Origin of the sequence: Leclercia sp., assembly GCF_036780805.1 — a bacterium.
Taxonomy (GTDB): Bacteria; Pseudomonadota; Gammaproteobacteria; order Enterobacterales; family Enterobacteriaceae; genus Enterobacter.
Window position 1 is genome coordinate 59,208 of the sequence record NZ_DAIQCE010000007.1, and the last position, 15,748, is coordinate 74,955.

A 15,748-nucleotide genomic window follows, 5' to 3' on the forward strand; every position below is an offset into this window, starting at 1 on the left:
ACGTTTACCGGTTCTGGCGTGACAGAGAAGCACTGGTCTGGAAGTGAACGGAACCACCACCTGAGCCGCATATTCCCCCTCACCCCAGCCCTCTCCCTCAAGGGAGAGGGGGCCGACCGTGCAAAAACGTTTACTCCCCAAACACCTCTTCCACCATCGCTTTTGCCAGCCTTGCCGCCGAACAGAGTCTCGGCATTCCCAGCGCCACATTCTGCCAGCTCTGCGTTACTGACCAGCACACCGGATGCCGGTCGGCATCACACCAGTCCCCCAGCCAGCCAAGCATATCTTTATGATCGATAATCCCCGGCGTACTGGGCGTGGTCAGCCACTGATGATAAAAATGACGGGTGGCAGGTGCCGCATTGATCCCCTGAGCCAGGTAGTTAGCCACCATGCTGCACAGGTTATCTTTGAGCATGGCGCTGACATCCGCATTGGCCAGCCGACAGGCGTCACCAAACGCCCCCCAGCGCAGCTCCTCCAGCACCACGTAGCCGCGCCCGGCCAGCGACCAGCCGTCATAATGCCCGGCCCGCCAGCGGGTAAAAATCTGTTCGCTGTGTACGCCCGCCTGCACCGTTAACCCACGCTGGGTTAACGCCTTCTCTTTAAACTGGGCGCGTTGCTGAAAATGGGCGGAGAGGACTTCGTATTGATGCACCACGCCAATGGCGGGTTGATTACGCAGGTTAGCCTGCTGGCGCAGCGTGGTCAGGGTCTGGGTCATACGGGTCAGTGCCAGATGGCCAGGATCGACCATGCCCGCCAGTTTCTCTACCAGCCCGAGCCGCAGCACAGCATTTTCGCTGAACATTCCCCCCATCGCCCACTGGCGAAGCTGAGCCTGCACCATAATTTCCTGGGTTAAACGTTCACGAAAGTGCTGCTGTTGCGACCCCACAGAGGCGTGACGCTGCGCGTCAACCCCCTGCACCAGGTCGACCATAAATTTAGGATGAATACATTCCAGCGTCCGCCCGGGACCGTCCAGTAAGTGTTTTGTCATGGTTGCTCTGCCGCGAATAGCGTTTGAATATCATCGCGTAACAGTCGGGTATCTTCCTGAATCCACGTCGCAGTCGTAATGCATTGCTGCAACAGCTGGCTGAGCGCACGCGTGGCATGCTCATTCTGCTGGCGCACCGCGAGGCTATCACGCAAGCTTTCCTGTAACCCTGCAAGGCATAACGAGAATTCGGCAAAGAATGTCGCCATACCTGCTGTAACAGAGACATCGACCTGGGCGGCCAAAGCTTTACGGATTTGTTCACAAAAGTGATCGATATGGTGTTTAAATTTCTCATGAAGCTGTGACACGTTGATAACATAGCGCGTCCGGGTCATCACAAAGTCTTCCCAGCCCCAGCCCGGATTGTTCAACCAGCGGGAGACCGTCTCGCGCAGCGCGCTCCCGGCCCCCGGGGTCTGACCGGCAGGCTGATTCTCCTGGGCGATGGCATCGTTGAACAACCCCTGAGTATTAAAGTTAAGCTGATTGGCCTGAAACGCCGGGAAGCTGATCCGCGCGCGGAAGCCGGCATGGCTCAACTCTTCTTTAATGCGCGTTTCAATCGGGCGCATGGCGTCGTTCAGCGCCCGCGCCAGCGTGGTCTCCAGCTGGTCAAAACGCAGCGCCAGCTCACGACCAATTTTTGCCTGCGCATCCAGCATAATCATCTCGCAGGAGGAGCGGATTTTACTTAACAGGATCTGCGCCTGGCCCTCGTCCTCCAGCACCAGCTGATCGGGCGTCGCCGTGGCATCAGCACGCTGTTTATGCAGTTCAAACCCCGCCAGATCGAGCATATTTTCGGGATTGAAGACCTGCGAGATGGCAAGTTTAATCTCGTTCTGCTGGGAAGTGAGGAACAGGTCGGTGGCGCTCAGGGCCTGGCTTACCTCATGACGCACCTCATCGCTCACCGTGGCCTGGCGGGAGTGCAGCAGAGCCATGTCCTCTTCCAGGCGGGCAATATTTTGCTGTAACTCGTCGAAGGCCACCGTCAGCCCCTGATAGCGGAAATCCAGGTACTCTCGGGCATTCTGGGCGTAGTTCAGCAGCTTATGCGACGCGGAGCGTAACGCGTACAGCGAGGCGTTGGCGTAGGCGGCGTAGATCAGCTTGCGGATGGGCTGTTCGAACAGGGAGTCTTCCCACAGCAGATCGGCGGAGTGGCGAACGTGTTCAATATCATCCAGATCGGCAGTCCGCCAGCGGCGGCCCAGCGCGGCTTCGGCGAAATCCTGCACCCAGCGCTGCTCCTGGTGATCGGGCAGCTTACCGTGCATCTCCAGTTCGTGACGCGCCCGGTTCGCCAGGTATCCCCACATCGACGAGACCGGGAAGATCTGCCCCGGAGAGATATGCCCCTTCATCAGCGTGCCGGAGATCATCGCCCGCACCTGCTCTTCATCATCGCTGTTACGGTCTTTCTGATCGAACTTATTGACCAGGGCGTACAGCGGCACCGATTTGCCGACCGCGGAGATGGCCAGCCGCACTTCGGCATCAGAGATTGACTTCAGTTGGGTATAGTCCATCACCGCCAGCACCGCCGACGCGCGGGCGAGCTGCTCGGTGAGCATTTTTTGCAGATGCGGCTGTCCGGCCTCGTTCGGTCCGGGGGTGTCCAGCAGGGTTAATTGCCCCAGATGGACATCCAGCCCGGCCAGATGGACAAACTCCACCTCGATGACCGGAATATTCTCGATCGCGGCATAGGCAGAGAACGGAAATTCCGTGCCCAGCGCCTGGGAAAGCCGCACCAAATCATTCAGGTTTTTTAAACAGTTAAATATTGGCTGCGCACCCAAATAATGTTTTTCAAATGCCTCGCCGGTTTCAATGCGCCCGAGGAGCGCCGTCATATCTTTGTCAATTTCCAGCTGCTGCGCCAGCTTGCCGCGATCGTAATTGGCCAGCTTCTTTTGCATTTGCCTTATTAATGTATCGATGGGCGCGACGTGAGAAAAATGCAGCACCGGCTCTTTCTGGCCGGGGGTATGACGGATCAGCGTCGGCAACGCGGTCATCGGGCGGTTGCGGTTGGGCAGGACTTCGGTGCCCACGATGGCGTTAATGGTGGTGGACTTCCCGGCCTTCATGGTGCCCACGATCGCCAGCACCATCTCCAGGCGGGTAATTTTGCGCAGCTCATTATTGAGCATCGACTGCTGTGCCTCTAAGCCACGGGCACTAAAATGCAGAGGTAAGACATTGCTGGTTTCGCCGGAAATGGCCGACGTGGCGTTGTCCAGCATCGCGGCAGGCATGGTGCTCAGCGTTTCAAGATTCTGCAACGAGAGCTGAAGCAGTCTTTCTGCTTCCTGGCTTAATTCAAATATGGTTTGTGTGTGCATAGTAAAAAGCCTTCCCTTAACACAAATTTTATATAACCGAATTGTTTTAAGAATGAAGGATCGGCTTATATGATTACGTGTTGTAAATATGTTCGAAGCAATATAATTCTGTAATGACAGTAAAAATATATTCTTTCAGCGCGTAAAGTAGCGGAGCGCGCTCCTTCGGTCAGGGAAACCGAAAGATTAAGAGCGTAGCTCAATTTTTGAAAACTTCAGGAAAATTCATCATCAGTTACCCACCAAAAATGAGGGGTAAATCATCCCTTGCAGGCCAGGGATGGCGATTAAAGTAAGTAAGTGAAATATCATTAGCGTCTTCACCTTATCTGAAATGACACGGCGTATCAATTTGCCGCAATAAAATATTGTCGCTTTTAATCAGCCGCGTTTCTTTCCTGCGTCTGACCCTCAGCATCGCTCAGGTCACTGACAAACAATGTCATTGGAAAACGTTTTTTTCGCCAACCGCGAAAAATAATGTCACCGACAACAGTAAGGACATGCGTTATACTTGCCGCCTTTTTCGACAACCTGTCGGTTTTTGGCGGGCCTGATTGCCGCCGGTTCGCACTATTTTGAGGAGAACACCATGTCACTGCCACACTGTCCGAAATGCAGCTCTGAATATACCTACGAAGATAACGGGATGTTCATTTGCCCGGAATGCGCTTACGAATGGAATAACGCAGAACCTGCGCACGAGAGCGATGAACTCATCGTTAAAGATGCCAACGGCAATCTGCTGGCCGACGGCGATAACGTCACCGTCATTAAAGATTTGAAGGTCAAAGGCAGCTCATCGATGCTGAAGATCGGAACCAAAGTCAAAGGCATCCGCCTGGTTGAAGGCGACCACAACATCGACTGCAAAATTGACGGTTTCGGCCCGATGAAGCTGAAATCCGAGTTCGTGAAAAAGAACTGATTTTTGCCGTTATCTTTTGTAGGCCCGGCAAGCGAAGCGCCGCCGGGCGCTTTTGCCGGATGCGCTGCGCTTATCCGGCCTACAATACATGTCATCGCTTTCACCTCAACTCTTCAAACTCCCGCAACCAACACTTAACCTAAATGTCACATTGATCCGCCAGCATGAGGCCACATTTGAATCGAGGCCTCACCCATGCAAACTGTCATCCGCGTCGAGAAACTGAGCAAGACCTTCCATCATAATAAGGCTCTGCATGCCGTTGATCTGACCGTCCAGCAGGGCGAAATGGTCGCACTACTGGGGCCATCCGGTTCAGGTAAATCCACCCTTCTGCGCCACTTAAGCGGCCTTATCACCTGCGATAAAACCTCAGAAAGCCACGTCGAGCTGCTGGGCAACACCGTGCAACGCGCGGGGCGTCTGGCGAGTGATATCCGCAAAAGCCGCGCGCAGACCGGCTACATCTTCCAGCAATTCAACCTGGTGAACCGCCTGACGGTGCTCGAGAACGTGCTGATTGGCGCCCTCGGCAGCACCCCGTTCTGGCGCACCTGTCTGCGCTGGTTCTCGCCCGCGCAGAAACAGGCGGCGCTGCACGCCCTGACCCGCGTCGGCATGGCTCACTTCGCCCACCAGCGGGTCTCCACCCTGTCCGGTGGACAGCAGCAGCGCGTGGCGATTGCCCGGGCGCTGATGCAGGAAGCCAAAATCATTCTCGCCGATGAGCCGATTGCCTCACTCGATCCAGAGTCGGCCCGCATCGTGATGGAGACCCTGCGCGACATCAACCAGAAGGACGGCATCACCATCGTGGTGACGCTGCATCAGGTGGATTACGCCCTGCGCTACTGCGAGCGCATCGTCGCCCTGCGTCAGGGGCACGTGTTCTTTGACGGTGCCAGCCATCAGTTTGATAACGACCGTTTTGACCATCTCTACCGCAGCATTAACCGCGTCGAAGAGAACGCGCAGGCTGCTTAACGTCCCCACAATGAGGAATGGAAATGCGCAATAAAACGATTGCCGCGCTGGCCTTTACCAGCCTGTTCAGTATCAGCACCCTGTTAAGCCCGGCCTCGGCGGAAGAGCAGGAAAAAGCGCTGAACTTTGGCATCATTTCGACGGAATCACAGCAGAACCTGAAGCCACAGTGGGAACCCTTCCTGAAAGACATGGAAACCAAACTGGGGATCAAAGTGAACGCCTTCTTCGCCCCGGACTACGCGGGCATTATCCAGGGGATGCGCTTTAACAAGGTCGATATCGCCTGGTACGGCAACCTCTCCGCGATGGAAGCGGTGGATCGCGCCAACGGTCAGGTCTTCGCCCAGACGGTCGCCGCCGACGGCTCCCCGGGTTACTGGAGCGTGCTGATCGTCAATAAAGACAGCCCGATCAACAACCTCAACGACATGCTCGCCAAACGTAAAGAGCTCACCTTTGGCAACGGCGACCCGAACTCTACTTCAGGCTTCCTGGTCCCGGGCTACTACGTCTTCGCCAAAAACAACGTCTCCACCAGCGAATTCAAACGCACGGTCAACGCCGGGCATGAGACCAACGCTCTGGCGGTCGCTAACAAGCAGGTGGACGTGGCCACCAACAACACCGAAAACCTCGACAAGCTGAAGACCTCCGCCCCGGACAAGCTGAAAGAGCTGAAGGTGATCTGGAAATCCCCGCTGATCCCGGGCGACCCGATTGTGTGGCGTAAAAACCTCTCCGAAAGCACCAAGGACAAGGTGTACGACTTCTTTATGAACTACGGCAAAACCGCGGAAGAGAAGACCGTGCTGGAACGCCTGGGCTGGGCGCCGTTCCGCGCCTCCAGCGACCTGCAGCTGGTGCCGATTCGCCAGCTGGCGCTGTTCAAACAGATCCAGGGCGTGAAGGAGAACAAGGGACTGAAGGAGGAAGAGAAGAGCAGCAAGATGTCTGAAATTCAGGCCCAGCTGGACGATCTCGACCGCCTGACCGCCGCGCTGGGTGCGATGACCAGCGTGAATAAAGCGGTGCAGTAACTCAAGTCCCCTCTCCCTTGAGGGAGAGGGTTAGGGTGAGGGGGAAATGCGTACGCTGATGCCCTCACCCCGGCCCTCTCCCACAGGGAGAGGGAGAACAGATTAAGGAGCTATCATGCAAACCATCACTCTCCCACCACCCAAACGCAGCTGGTTCTCGCTGATTAGCTGGGCCATCCTGCTGGCGGTGCTGGTCGTCTCCTGGAAGGGGGCGGAAATGGCCCCGCTTACGCTGATCCAGGACTCCGGCAACATGGCGACCTTCGCCGCCGACTTCTTCCCGCCGGACTTCAGCCAGTGGCAGGACTACCTCAGCGAGATGGCCATCACCCTGCAAATCGCCGTCTGGGGAACCGCGCTGGCCGTAGTGCTCTCCATTCCGTTTGGCCTGATGAGCGCCGACAACATCGTCCCCTGGTGGATTTACCAGCCGGTACGCCGCCTGATGGACGCCTGCCGCGCCATCAACGAAATGGTCTTTGCGATGCTGTTCGTGGTGGCCGTCGGTCTCGGCCCGTTCGCCGGGGTGCTGGCGCTGTTCATCCACACCACCGGGGTGCTCTCCAAGCTGCTTTCGGAAGCGGTGGAAGCCATCGAGCCTGGCCCGGTCGAAGGCATTCGCGCCACCGGGGCTAATAAGCTCGAAGAAATTCTCTACGGCGTCCTGCCGCAGGTGATGCCGCTGCTGATCTCCTACTCCCTGTACCGCTTTGAGTCCAACGTGCGCTCCGCCACCGTCGTCGGCATGGTCGGCGCAGGCGGGATTGGCGTCACCCTGTGGGAAGCGATTCGCGGTTTCCAGTTCCAGCAAACCTGCGCCCTGATGGTGCTCATCATCGTGACGGTTAGCCTGCTGGACTTCCTCTCTCAACGTTTGCGTAAGCACTTCATCTGAGAAGCGAGGCTTTGATCTGTATGCACTTATCCAGACATCCGACCAGTTACCCGACCCGCTGGCAAGAAATTGCGGCAAAGCTTGAAGTGGAGCTGCGCACACACTACCGCTGCGGGGACTATCTGCCTGCGGAACAGCAGCTGGCGGATCGCTATGAAGTGAACCGCCACACCCTGCGCCGCGCCATCGATCAGCTGGTGGAGCGCGGCTGGGTGCAGCGCCGTCAGGGCGTCGGCGTGCTGGTGCTGATGCGCCCGTTCGACTATCCCCTCAACGCCCAGGCGCGCTTCAGCCAGAACCTGCTGGATCAGGGCAGCCACCCCACCAGCGAAAAACTGCTCTCGGTGCTGCGCCCGGCCTCCAGCCACGTCGCGGACGCGCTGGGCATTCAGGAGGGAGACAACGTCGTCCATCTGCGCACCCTGCGCCGGGTCAACGGTATCGCCCTGTGTCAGATCGACCACTACTTTGCCGACCTCGATTTGTGGCCGGTGCTGCAGCACTTCTCCAGCGGCTCGCTGCACGACTTCCTGTTCGCGGCCACCGGGATTGCGCTCAAGCGCACCCAGACCCGCATCAGCGCCCGCCGCGCGCAGGCCAAAGAGAGCAAGGTGCTGGAAATCCCCAACATGGCGCCCCTGCTCTGCGTGCGTACCCTTAACCACCGTGACGGCGAGATCGACGCGACGGAGTACTCCGTCAGCCTGACCCGCGCCGACATGATTGAATTCACCATGGAGCACTGAATGCATTTCGATACCTCCACCCGCCAGCACTGGATGGCCGTGCTGGCTCACAGCCAGCCTGCGGCGCTCGCCGAGCGCATGTCGGCGCTGAGCCTGACGCCCGCTTATGAACCGATCCGCGCCCCGGAAACCGGGCTGGTGCAGATCCAGGCGCGGATGGGCGGCACCGGGGCACGCTACTTTGCCGGTGATGCCACCCTGACCCGCGCCGTGGTACGTCTTGCCAGCGGCACGCTCGGCTACAGCTACCTGCTCGGGCGCAACAAAGCGCATGCCGAGCGGTGCGCGGTCATCGATGCTCTGCTGCAGGAAGCCCCGCACTTTCAGACCCTAATGGAAACCCTTATTGCCCCGCTGGAAGCCGACCGCGCCGCACGCCTTGCCGCGCGTCAGGCCGAGGTCAACACCAGCCGGGTCGACTTCTTTACGCTCGTTCGCGGAGACAACGCATGACCCTTCAACCCGCTTTTACCCTTGCCGTGCAGGATGCCCAACACAGTTTTCGCCGTCTGCTGAAAGCGATGAGCGAACCGGGGGTGATTGTCTCCCTGCACCAGTTGAAACACGGCTGGCAGCCGCTGAATCTCGCCACCACCAGCGTGCTGCTGACCCTGGCCGACAATGACACCCCGGTCTGGCTGTCGGGCGCGGTGAGTAACGATATCGTCAGCTCTAACCTGCGTTTTCATACGAGCGCCCCGCTGGTGGATCAGCCCCAGCTGGCGGTGTTTGCCGTGGCCGACGAGCAGATCAGCCACGAGCAGCTTAACGCCCTGAGCGAAGGCAGCGCCGTCGCGCCGGAGAGCAGCGCTACCCTGATTTTGCAGGTGCCGAGCCTGAGCGGCGGACGCATGCTGCGCCTGACCGGGGCCGGGATCGCCGAGGAGCGCATGGTCGCCCCGCAGCTGCCGGAGTGCATCATTCATGAGCTAACCGAGCGGCCGCACCCGTTCCCGCTGGGGATCGACCTGCTCCTGACCTGCGGCGAGCGCCTGCTGGCGATCCCGCGAACCACCCACGTGGAGGTGTGCTGATGTACGTTGCCGTCAAAGGGGGCGAGAAGGCGATTGCCGCCGCCCATGCCCTGCAGGAGCACAGACGCCGGGGGGATGAGCAGCTCCCCGAGCTGAGCGTCGCCCAGATCGAACAGCAGCTCAACCTCGCCGTGGATCGGGTGATGACCGAGGGCGGCATCGCCGACCGCGAGCTGGCGGCGCTGGCGCTGAAGCAGGCCAGCGGTGACAACGTCGAAGCTATCTTCCTGCTGCGCGCCTACCGCACTACCCTGGCGAAGCTGGCGGTGAGCGAGCCGCTGAATACCGCGAAGATGCGCCTCGAGCGCCGCATTTCTGCCGTTTATAAAGATATCCCCGGCGGCCAGCTGCTTGGCCCTACCTACGACTACACCCATCGCCTGCTCGATTTCACTCTGCTGGCGAACGGCGATGCCCCGCGCCTGACAACCTCAGACGCCGCGCAGGACGCAGCCCCGCACGTCTTTAGCCTGCTGGCAAACCAGGGGCTGGCGAAGGCGGAAGAAGATAACGGCAGCGAACCCGATGACATCACCCGCACCCCGCCGGTCTATCCCTGCTCCCGCGCCTCGCGCCTGCAGCAGCTGATGCGCGGCGACGAGGGCTACCTGCTGGCGCTGGCCTACTCCACCCAGCGCGGCTACGGGCGCAACCACCCCTTTGCCGGCGAGATCCGCAGCGGCCATCTCGACGTAGAAATCGTGCCGGAAGAGCTGGGTTTTGCGGTGAATGTCGGCGAACTGCTGATGACCGAGTGCGAAATGGTCAACGGCTTTGTCACCCCGGACAACGACACGCCGCACTTTACCCGCGGCTACGGGCTGGTGTTCGGCATGGGCGAGCGCAAGGCGATGGCGATGGCGCTGGTGGACCGCGCCCTGCAGGCCCCGGACTATGACGAAAACCTTGCCGGCCCGGCGCAGGACGAAGAGTTCGTGCTGGCCCACGCGGATAACGTCGAGGCGGCGGGATTTGTCTCGCACCTCAAGCTGCCGCACTACGTCGATTTCCAGGCCGAGCTGGAACTGCTGAAACGTCTGCAACAGGAGCGCAAGAATGGCTAACCTCAGCGGCTATAACTTTGCTTATCTGGATGAGCAAACCAAACGCATGATCCGCCGCGCCATTTTAAAAGCGGTGGCGATCCCCGGCTATCAGGTGCCGTTCGGCGGCCGTGAGATGCCGATGCCCTACGGCTGGGGCACCGGCGGGATCCAGATTACCGCCAGCGTGATTGGCGAAGCGGACGTGCTGAAGGTCATCGACCAGGGGGCGGATGACACCACCAATGCGGTGTCGATCCGCCAGTTCTTTGAGCGCGTCACCGGGGTGAACACCACCGAGCGCACCGAAGACGCCACGCTGATCCAGACCCGCCACCGCATCCCGGAAACCCCGCTCACTGAAGATCAGATTTTGATTTTCCAGGTGCCAATCCCGGAGCCGCTGCGCTTTATCGAGCCGCGCGAAACCGAAACCCGCACCATGCACGCGCTGGAAGAGTACGGCGTGATGCAGGTGAAGCTCTATGAAGACATCGCCCGCTTCGGCCATATCGCCACCACCTACGCCTACCCGGTGAAGGTCAACGGCCGCTACGTGATGGACCCGTCGCCGATCCCGAAATTCGATAACCCGAAGATGGACATGATGCCCGCGTTGCAGCTGTTCGGTGCCGGGCGCGAGAAGCGCATCTACGCCGTGCCGCCGTACACCCGCGTGGAGAGCCTCGACTTCGACGACCACCCGTTTACCGTGCAGGAGTGGGACCAGCCGTGCGCCATCTGCGGATCGCAACACAGCTATCTCGATGAAGTGGTGCTGGATGACACGGGCAACCGGATGTTTGTCTGCTCCGATACCGATTACTGCCGCCAACAGAGCGAGGCCAACAGCCAATGAAACCGCTGCTTTCGGTCAATAACCTGACCCACCTCTATGCGCCGGGCAAAGGCTTCAGCGACGTGTCGTTTGACCTCTGGCCGGGGGAAGTGCTGGGGATTGTCGGCGAGTCCGGCTCCGGCAAAACCACCCTGCTGAAGGCCATCTCCGCCCGTCTGGCCCCGCAACAGGGTGAGATTCTGTATGAAGAGCAGTCTCTGTACGGCATGAGCGAGGCCGAACGCCGCCGCCTGCTGCGCACCGAGTGGGGCGTGGTCCACCAGCACCCGATGGACGGCCTGCGCCGTCAGGTGTCAGCGGGGGGCAACATCGGCGAGCGGCTGATGGCCACCGGCGCGCGTCATTATGGCGATATCCGCGCCACCGCGCAGAAGTGGCTGGTCGATGTGGAGATCCCGGCGTCGCGCATCGACGACCTGCCGACCACCTTCTCCGGCGGGATGCAGCAGCGTTTACAGATTGCCCGCAACCTGGTCACCCATCCGAAGCTGGTATTTATGGACGAGCCTACCGGCGGGCTGGACGTGTCGGTTCAGGCGCGTCTGCTGGATCTGCTTCGCGGTCTGGTGGTGGAGCTGAACCTGGCAGTGGTGATTGTCACCCACGATCTGGGCGTTGCCCGCCTGCTGGCGGACCGTCTGCTGGTGATGAAGAGCGGCGAGGTGGTGGAAAGTGGGCTGACCGACCGGGTGCTCGACGATCCGCATCATCCCTACACCCAGCTGCTGGTGTCATCCGTTTTGCAAAACTGAGTTTGCTGTTGCCCGGCGGCGCTTCGCTTGCACGGGCCTACGATTTTCCAGGCAGGGTAAGGCGTAGCCGCCACCCGGCATCCTGAACCACGAGGCCAACATGATCCGCGTCGAAAACGTCAGTAAAACCTTTGTGCTCCACCAGCAAAACGGCGTGCGCCTGCCGGTGCTGCAAAATGCCTCTCTGGAGGTCAGCAGCGGCGAATGCGTGGTGCTGCACGGCCACTCCGGCAGCGGCAAATCGACCCTGCTGCGCTCCCTGTACGCCAACTATCTGCCGGACGAAGGCCATATTCATGTCCGCCACGGCGACGAATGGGTGGATCTGGTGCAGGCCCCGGCGCGCAAGGTGCGGGACGTCCGCCGCACCACCATCGGCTGGGTCAGCCAGTTTTTACGGGTCATCCCGCGCGTCCCGGCGCTGGAGGTAGTGATGCAGCCGCTGCTGGATCTCGGCGTACCGCGTGAAGCCTGCGCCGCCAAAGCCGCCAGCCTGCTGACGCGCCTCAACGTGCCGGAGCGCCTGTGGCATCTCGCCCCCTCTACCTTCTCCGGCGGGGAGCAGCAGCGGGTCAACATCGCCCGCGGCTTTATCGTCGATTACCCGATTTTACTGCTCGATGAACCGACCGCCTCGCTGGATGCGAAAAACAGCGCGGCGGTCATGGAACTGATCGAAGAAGCCAAAGCGCGCGGCGCGGCGATCGTCGGGATATTCCACGACGACGCCGTGCGGGATCGCGTGGCGGATCGTCTGCACCCGATGGGGATCACCGCATGATCGTAAACAACGTAAAACTGGTGCTGGAAAACGAGGTCGTTGACGGCTCCATCGAGGTTCAGGACGGCATCATCCGTACTTTTGCTGAAACCCAGAGCCGCCTGCCAGAGGCGATGGACGGCGAAGGCGGCTGGCTGTTGCCGGGGCTGATCGAACTGCACACCGACAACATGGACAAGTTCTTCACCCCGCGGCCCAAGGTGGACTGGCCCGCCCATTCGGCGATGAGCAGCCACGACGGAATGATGGTCGCCAGCGGCATCACCACCGTGCTGGACGCGGTGGCGATTGGCGACGTGCGCGACGGCGGCGACCGGCTGGAGAATCTGGAGAAGATGATCAACGCCGTGGAGGAGACGCAGAAGCGCGGCCTCAACCGCGCCGAGCACCGTCTGCACCTGCGCTGCGAGCTGCCCCATCACACCACCCTGCCGCTGTTCGAGAAGCTGGTGAGCCGCGAGCCGGTGACCCTGGTGTCGCTGATGGATCACTCCCCGGGCCAGCGCCAGTTCGCCAACATCGAAAAGTACCGCGAATATTATCAGGGCAAATACTCCCTCAATGACGAACAGATGGCGCGCTACGAAGAGGAGCAGCTTCAGCTTGCCGCCCGCTGGTCCCAGCCCAATCGCCAGGCCATTGCCGCATTGTGCCGGGAGCGCAATATCGCGCTGGCCAGCCACGATGACGCCACCGCCGATCATGTGCTCGAATCCCGGCAGCTTGGCAGCGTCATCGCCGAATTTCCCACCACGTTCGAAGCGGCAGAAGCCTCGCGCCAGCACGGCATGAACGTGCTGATGGGTGCGCCAAACATCGTGCGCGGCGGCTCGCACTCCGGCAACGTGGCGGCAAGCTCGCTGGCGTCGCTCGGGCTGCTGGATATTCTGTCCTCCGATTATTACCCGGCCAGCCTGCTGGATGCGGCGTTCCGGGTGGCCGACGATGCAGACAACGGCTTTACCCTGCCGCAGGCGATCCGTCTGGTGACGAAGAACCCGGCGCAGGCCCTGAGCCTGCACGATCGCGGGGTGATTGGCGAAGGCAAGCGGGCGGACCTGGTGCTGGCGCACCGCAAAGGCGAGCATATTCATATCGACCACGTCTGGCGTCAGGGAAAACGGGTGTTCTGATGGGAAGAGTAATCTGGTTAATGGGGCCGTCGGGCTCCGGAAAGGACAGCCTGCTGGCGGCGTTACGCCAGCAGACCCACCCGCAGCTGCTGGTGGCGCACCGCTACATCACCCGCCCCGCCAGCGCGGGAAGTGAGAACCACATCGCCCTCAGCGAGCCCGAGTTTTTTACCCGCGCGGGGCAGCAACTGTTTGCCCTGAGCTGGCACGCGAACGGCTATTATTATGGGGTGGGTCTGGAGATCGACCTCTGGCTGCACGCCGGATTCGACGTGGTGGTCAACGGCTCGCGCGCCCATCTGCCCCAGGCGCAGGCGCGCTATGCAAAGGCGCTGCAGCCGATCTGCCTGCAGGTGTCGCCCGACATTCTGCGAAGCCGACTGCAAAGCCGCGGCCGGGAGAACGCCAGAGAGATCGACCAGCGGCTGGAGCGTGCCGCCCGCTATACCCCGTCCGATTGCCCTGTCCTGAATAACGACGGCAGTCTGCTCCAGTCCGTCGAACACTTTCTTTCGCTCATTCACCAGAAGGAGAAAAACCATGCCTGAGTGTGAGTTGCGTCCCGCCACCGCGGAGGACGTCGACGCCGTCTATGGCCTTATTTGTGAGTTAAAACAGGCGGAGCTGGATCGGTCAGCGTTTCATGCCGGCTTTGCGGCCAATCTGCAGGATCACAATATGCGCTACCAGCTGGCCGAGCAGGATGGGCACATCATCGGCATGATCGGCCTGCATATGCAGTTTCATCTGCATCACGCCAACTGGATCGGCGAGATTCAGGAACTGGTGGTGATGCCGCAGGCGCGCGGGCTCAGGGTAGGCAGCCAGCTGCTGGCCTGGGCAGAAGAAGAGGCCCGCCACGCCGGGGCGGAGATGACCGAGCTCTCCACCAGCGTCAAGCGCCTCGACGCGCACCGCTTTTATCTTCGTGAAGGGTACACCCAGAGCCATTTCCGCTTTACCAAACCGCTGTAAGGGGATGCGATGAGTCTGACCATAACGTTAACAGGAACCGGTGGCGCCCAGCTGGTGCCCGCTTTTGGCTGTGACTGTCCGGCCTGTCGCCGGGCGCGTTTGCAGGACGACTATCGCCGTCGCCCCTGTAGCGCGGTGGTCAAATTCAACGACGCGGTGACGCTGCTGGATGCGGGGATCCCGCACCTGATGGACGACTGGCCGGCAGGCAGTTTTCAGCAGATTTTACTTACCCACTACCATATGGATCATGTTCAGGGGCTGTTCCCGCTGCGCTGGGGCGTGGGGGCGACCATTCCGGTCTACGGCCCGCCGGACGACGCCGGGTGCGACGATCTGTTTAAGCATCCCGGCATTCTCGACTTTAGCCACACCCTTCAACCCTTTGTGGTGTTTGAACTGCAGGGGCTGCGGGTGACGCCGCTGCCGCTCAACCATTCGAAGCTGACGTTTGGCTATCTGCTGGAGAGCGCCCACAGTCGGGTGGCCTGGCTGTCGGACACCGCCGGGCTGCCGGACAAAACGGTGAAGTTTTTACTCAACAACCACCCCCAGGCGATGGTGATTGACTGCAGCCACGAGCCGCGGGAAGAGACGCCGCGCAATCACTGCGATCTGAACACGGTGGTCGCCCTGAATCAGGTGATTGGCTGTCCGCAAGTGATCCTCACTCATATCAGCCATCAGTTCGACGTGTGGATGATGGACAACCCGCTGCCGGAGGGGTTCGAAGCGGGGTATGACGGGATGGTGCTGGTGCTGGATTAACCATTTTCTCCCTCTCCCTGTGGGAGAGGGCCGGCCTACGGTTCGCGGTCCTTTGTAGGCCCGTGCAAGCGAAGCGCCGCCGGGCATCAGCGCCGATCGTAATCGTCCTCTAACCGGCGCTCATCCTCTTCTAAGCGACGACGGTCCTCATCCAACTGACGCTGACGGTCATCCAGCTGGCGGCGTCGGTCCTCAAGCTGCCTGCGACGATCGTCATACTGGCGGCTGTCACTGCTGCGGCGGCTGTCTTCGTAGCGATCGTCATCGGAATTGCGATTATTGCTGTTGGGGTTGTAGGCGTCATTGATGGCCTGCTGAATATTGCCGATCGCATCGTCAACGATGTCGGCATGCGCCAGCTGGCTGGTTAAAGAGAGCAGACCAAATAACAGAGCGGTAGAGGTACGTTTCATAAAGCCAGTCTCGCAGGATGAGCTGGCTTTACGG

The 15,748-nt window shown here is 60.3% G+C and carries 18 protein-coding genes; 15 read left to right on the forward strand and 3 right to left on the reverse strand.

Annotated elements, in window-relative coordinates; all coding sequences use genetic code 11:
* Nucleotides 1-130: 130 nt before the first annotated feature.
* Together V7Q49_RS16465 and crfC are read right to left on the reverse strand one after the other, a co-directional pair.
* Complete coding sequence (locus tag V7Q49_RS16465) at nucleotides 131-1,009, reverse strand: diguanylate cyclase regulator RdcB family protein (protein WP_333853584.1); 879 nt, start codon at nucleotides 1,007-1,009, stop codon at nucleotides 131-133.
* A complete protein-coding gene (gene crfC, locus V7Q49_RS16470) occupies nucleotides 1,006-3,363 on the reverse strand; it encodes a clamp-binding protein CrfC (RefSeq protein WP_333853585.1) in 2,358 nt (785 codons plus the stop codon). Before crfC ends, V7Q49_RS16465 begins: the two co-directional genes overlap by 4 nt.
* A 592-nt stretch (nucleotides 3,364-3,955) precedes the next feature.
* Here crfC and V7Q49_RS16475 point away from each other — a divergent pair.
* The 15 genes from V7Q49_RS16475 (at nucleotide 3,956) to phnP (ending at nucleotide 15,301) form a co-directional block, all read left to right on the forward strand.
* Nucleotides 3,956-4,291: a zinc ribbon domain-containing protein YjdM gene (locus tag V7Q49_RS16475; RefSeq protein ID WP_333853586.1), complete on the forward strand. Its 336-nt coding sequence runs from the start codon at nucleotides 3,956-3,958 to the stop codon at nucleotides 4,289-4,291.
* Between the two features lie 195 nt (nucleotides 4,292-4,486).
* Nucleotides 4,487-5,275 carry a phosphonate ABC transporter ATP-binding protein gene (gene phnC / locus V7Q49_RS16480; RefSeq protein ID WP_333853587.1) on the forward strand — a complete coding sequence of 263 codons (789 nt, stop codon included), beginning with the start codon at nucleotides 4,487-4,489 and terminating at the stop codon, nucleotides 5,273-5,275.
* A 23-nt stretch (nucleotides 5,276-5,298) separates the two neighbouring features.
* Nucleotides 5,299-6,315, forward strand: a complete 1,017-nt coding sequence (phnD, locus tag V7Q49_RS16485; RefSeq protein WP_333853588.1) for a phosphonate ABC transporter substrate-binding protein — start codon at nucleotides 5,299-5,301, stop codon at nucleotides 6,313-6,315.
* 115 nt (nucleotides 6,316-6,430) lie between these two features.
* A complete protein-coding gene (phnE, locus tag V7Q49_RS16490) occupies nucleotides 6,431-7,210 on the forward strand; it encodes a phosphonate ABC transporter, permease protein PhnE (protein WP_333853589.1) in 780 nt (259 codons plus the stop codon).
* Between the two features lie 20 nt (nucleotides 7,211-7,230).
* Nucleotides 7,231-7,956 (forward strand): phosphonate metabolism transcriptional regulator PhnF, encoded by a 726-nt coding sequence (phnF, locus tag V7Q49_RS16495; RefSeq protein ID WP_333853590.1) that lies wholly within the window; start codon nucleotides 7,231-7,233, stop codon nucleotides 7,954-7,956.
* Nucleotides 7,957-8,409, forward strand: a complete 453-nt coding sequence (phnG, locus tag V7Q49_RS16500; RefSeq protein WP_333853591.1) for a phosphonate C-P lyase system protein PhnG — start codon at nucleotides 7,957-7,959, stop codon at nucleotides 8,407-8,409. It begins immediately after the preceding gene.
* The gene (gene phnH, locus V7Q49_RS16505) at nucleotides 8,406-8,990 is read left to right on the forward strand and encodes a phosphonate C-P lyase system protein PhnH (protein ID WP_333853592.1); all 585 of its coding nucleotides are present in this window, start codon (nucleotides 8,406-8,408) and stop codon (nucleotides 8,988-8,990) included. The genes phnG and phnH overlap by 4 nt, the downstream gene beginning before the upstream one ends.
* Nucleotides 8,990-10,054 (forward strand): carbon-phosphorus lyase complex subunit PhnI, encoded by a 1,065-nt coding sequence (locus V7Q49_RS16510; RefSeq protein WP_333853593.1) that lies wholly within the window; start codon nucleotides 8,990-8,992, stop codon nucleotides 10,052-10,054. Before phnH ends, V7Q49_RS16510 begins: the two co-directional genes overlap by 1 nt.
* Nucleotides 10,047-10,892 carry an alpha-D-ribose 1-methylphosphonate 5-phosphate C-P-lyase PhnJ gene (phnJ, locus tag V7Q49_RS16515; protein ID WP_333853594.1) on the forward strand — a complete coding sequence of 282 codons (846 nt, stop codon included), beginning with the start codon at nucleotides 10,047-10,049 and terminating at the stop codon, nucleotides 10,890-10,892. The genes V7Q49_RS16510 and phnJ overlap by 8 nt, the downstream gene beginning before the upstream one ends.
* Nucleotides 10,889-11,644: a phosphonate C-P lyase system protein PhnK gene (phnK, locus tag V7Q49_RS16520; protein ID WP_333853595.1), complete on the forward strand. Its 756-nt coding sequence runs from the start codon at nucleotides 10,889-10,891 to the stop codon at nucleotides 11,642-11,644. Before phnJ ends, phnK begins: the two co-directional genes overlap by 4 nt.
* Before the next feature lie 100 nt (nucleotides 11,645-11,744).
* Entirely contained in the window at nucleotides 11,745-12,425 is a 681-nt protein-coding gene (gene phnL / locus V7Q49_RS16525; RefSeq protein ID WP_333853596.1) for a phosphonate C-P lyase system protein PhnL, read from the forward strand.
* Entirely contained in the window at nucleotides 12,422-13,558 is a 1,137-nt protein-coding gene (gene phnM, locus V7Q49_RS16530) for an alpha-D-ribose 1-methylphosphonate 5-triphosphate diphosphatase (RefSeq protein ID WP_333853597.1), read from the forward strand. Before phnL ends, phnM begins: the two co-directional genes overlap by 4 nt.
* On the forward strand, nucleotides 13,555-14,106 hold the full coding sequence (gene phnN, locus V7Q49_RS16535) for a ribose 1,5-bisphosphokinase (RefSeq protein WP_333853708.1): 552 nt from the start codon (nucleotides 13,555-13,557) through the stop codon (nucleotides 14,104-14,106). Before phnM ends, phnN begins: the two co-directional genes overlap by 4 nt.
* Nucleotides 14,099-14,533: an aminoalkylphosphonate N-acetyltransferase gene (phnO, locus tag V7Q49_RS16540; RefSeq protein WP_142487885.1), complete on the forward strand. Its 435-nt coding sequence runs from the start codon at nucleotides 14,099-14,101 to the stop codon at nucleotides 14,531-14,533. Before phnN ends, phnO begins: the two co-directional genes overlap by 8 nt.
* Nucleotides 14,534-14,542: 9 nt before the next feature.
* Entirely contained in the window at nucleotides 14,543-15,301 is a 759-nt protein-coding gene (gene phnP, locus V7Q49_RS16545; RefSeq protein ID WP_333853598.1) for a phosphonate metabolism protein PhnP, read from the forward strand.
* An 86-nt stretch (nucleotides 15,302-15,387) separates the two neighbouring features.
* On the opposite strand, the gene yjdP is transcribed toward phnP, so the two are convergent.
* Entirely contained in the window at nucleotides 15,388-15,714 is a 327-nt protein-coding gene (yjdP, locus tag V7Q49_RS16550) for a DDRRRQL repeat protein YjdP (RefSeq protein WP_312190654.1), read from the reverse strand.
* Between the last annotated feature and the right edge of the window lie 34 nt (nucleotides 15,715-15,748).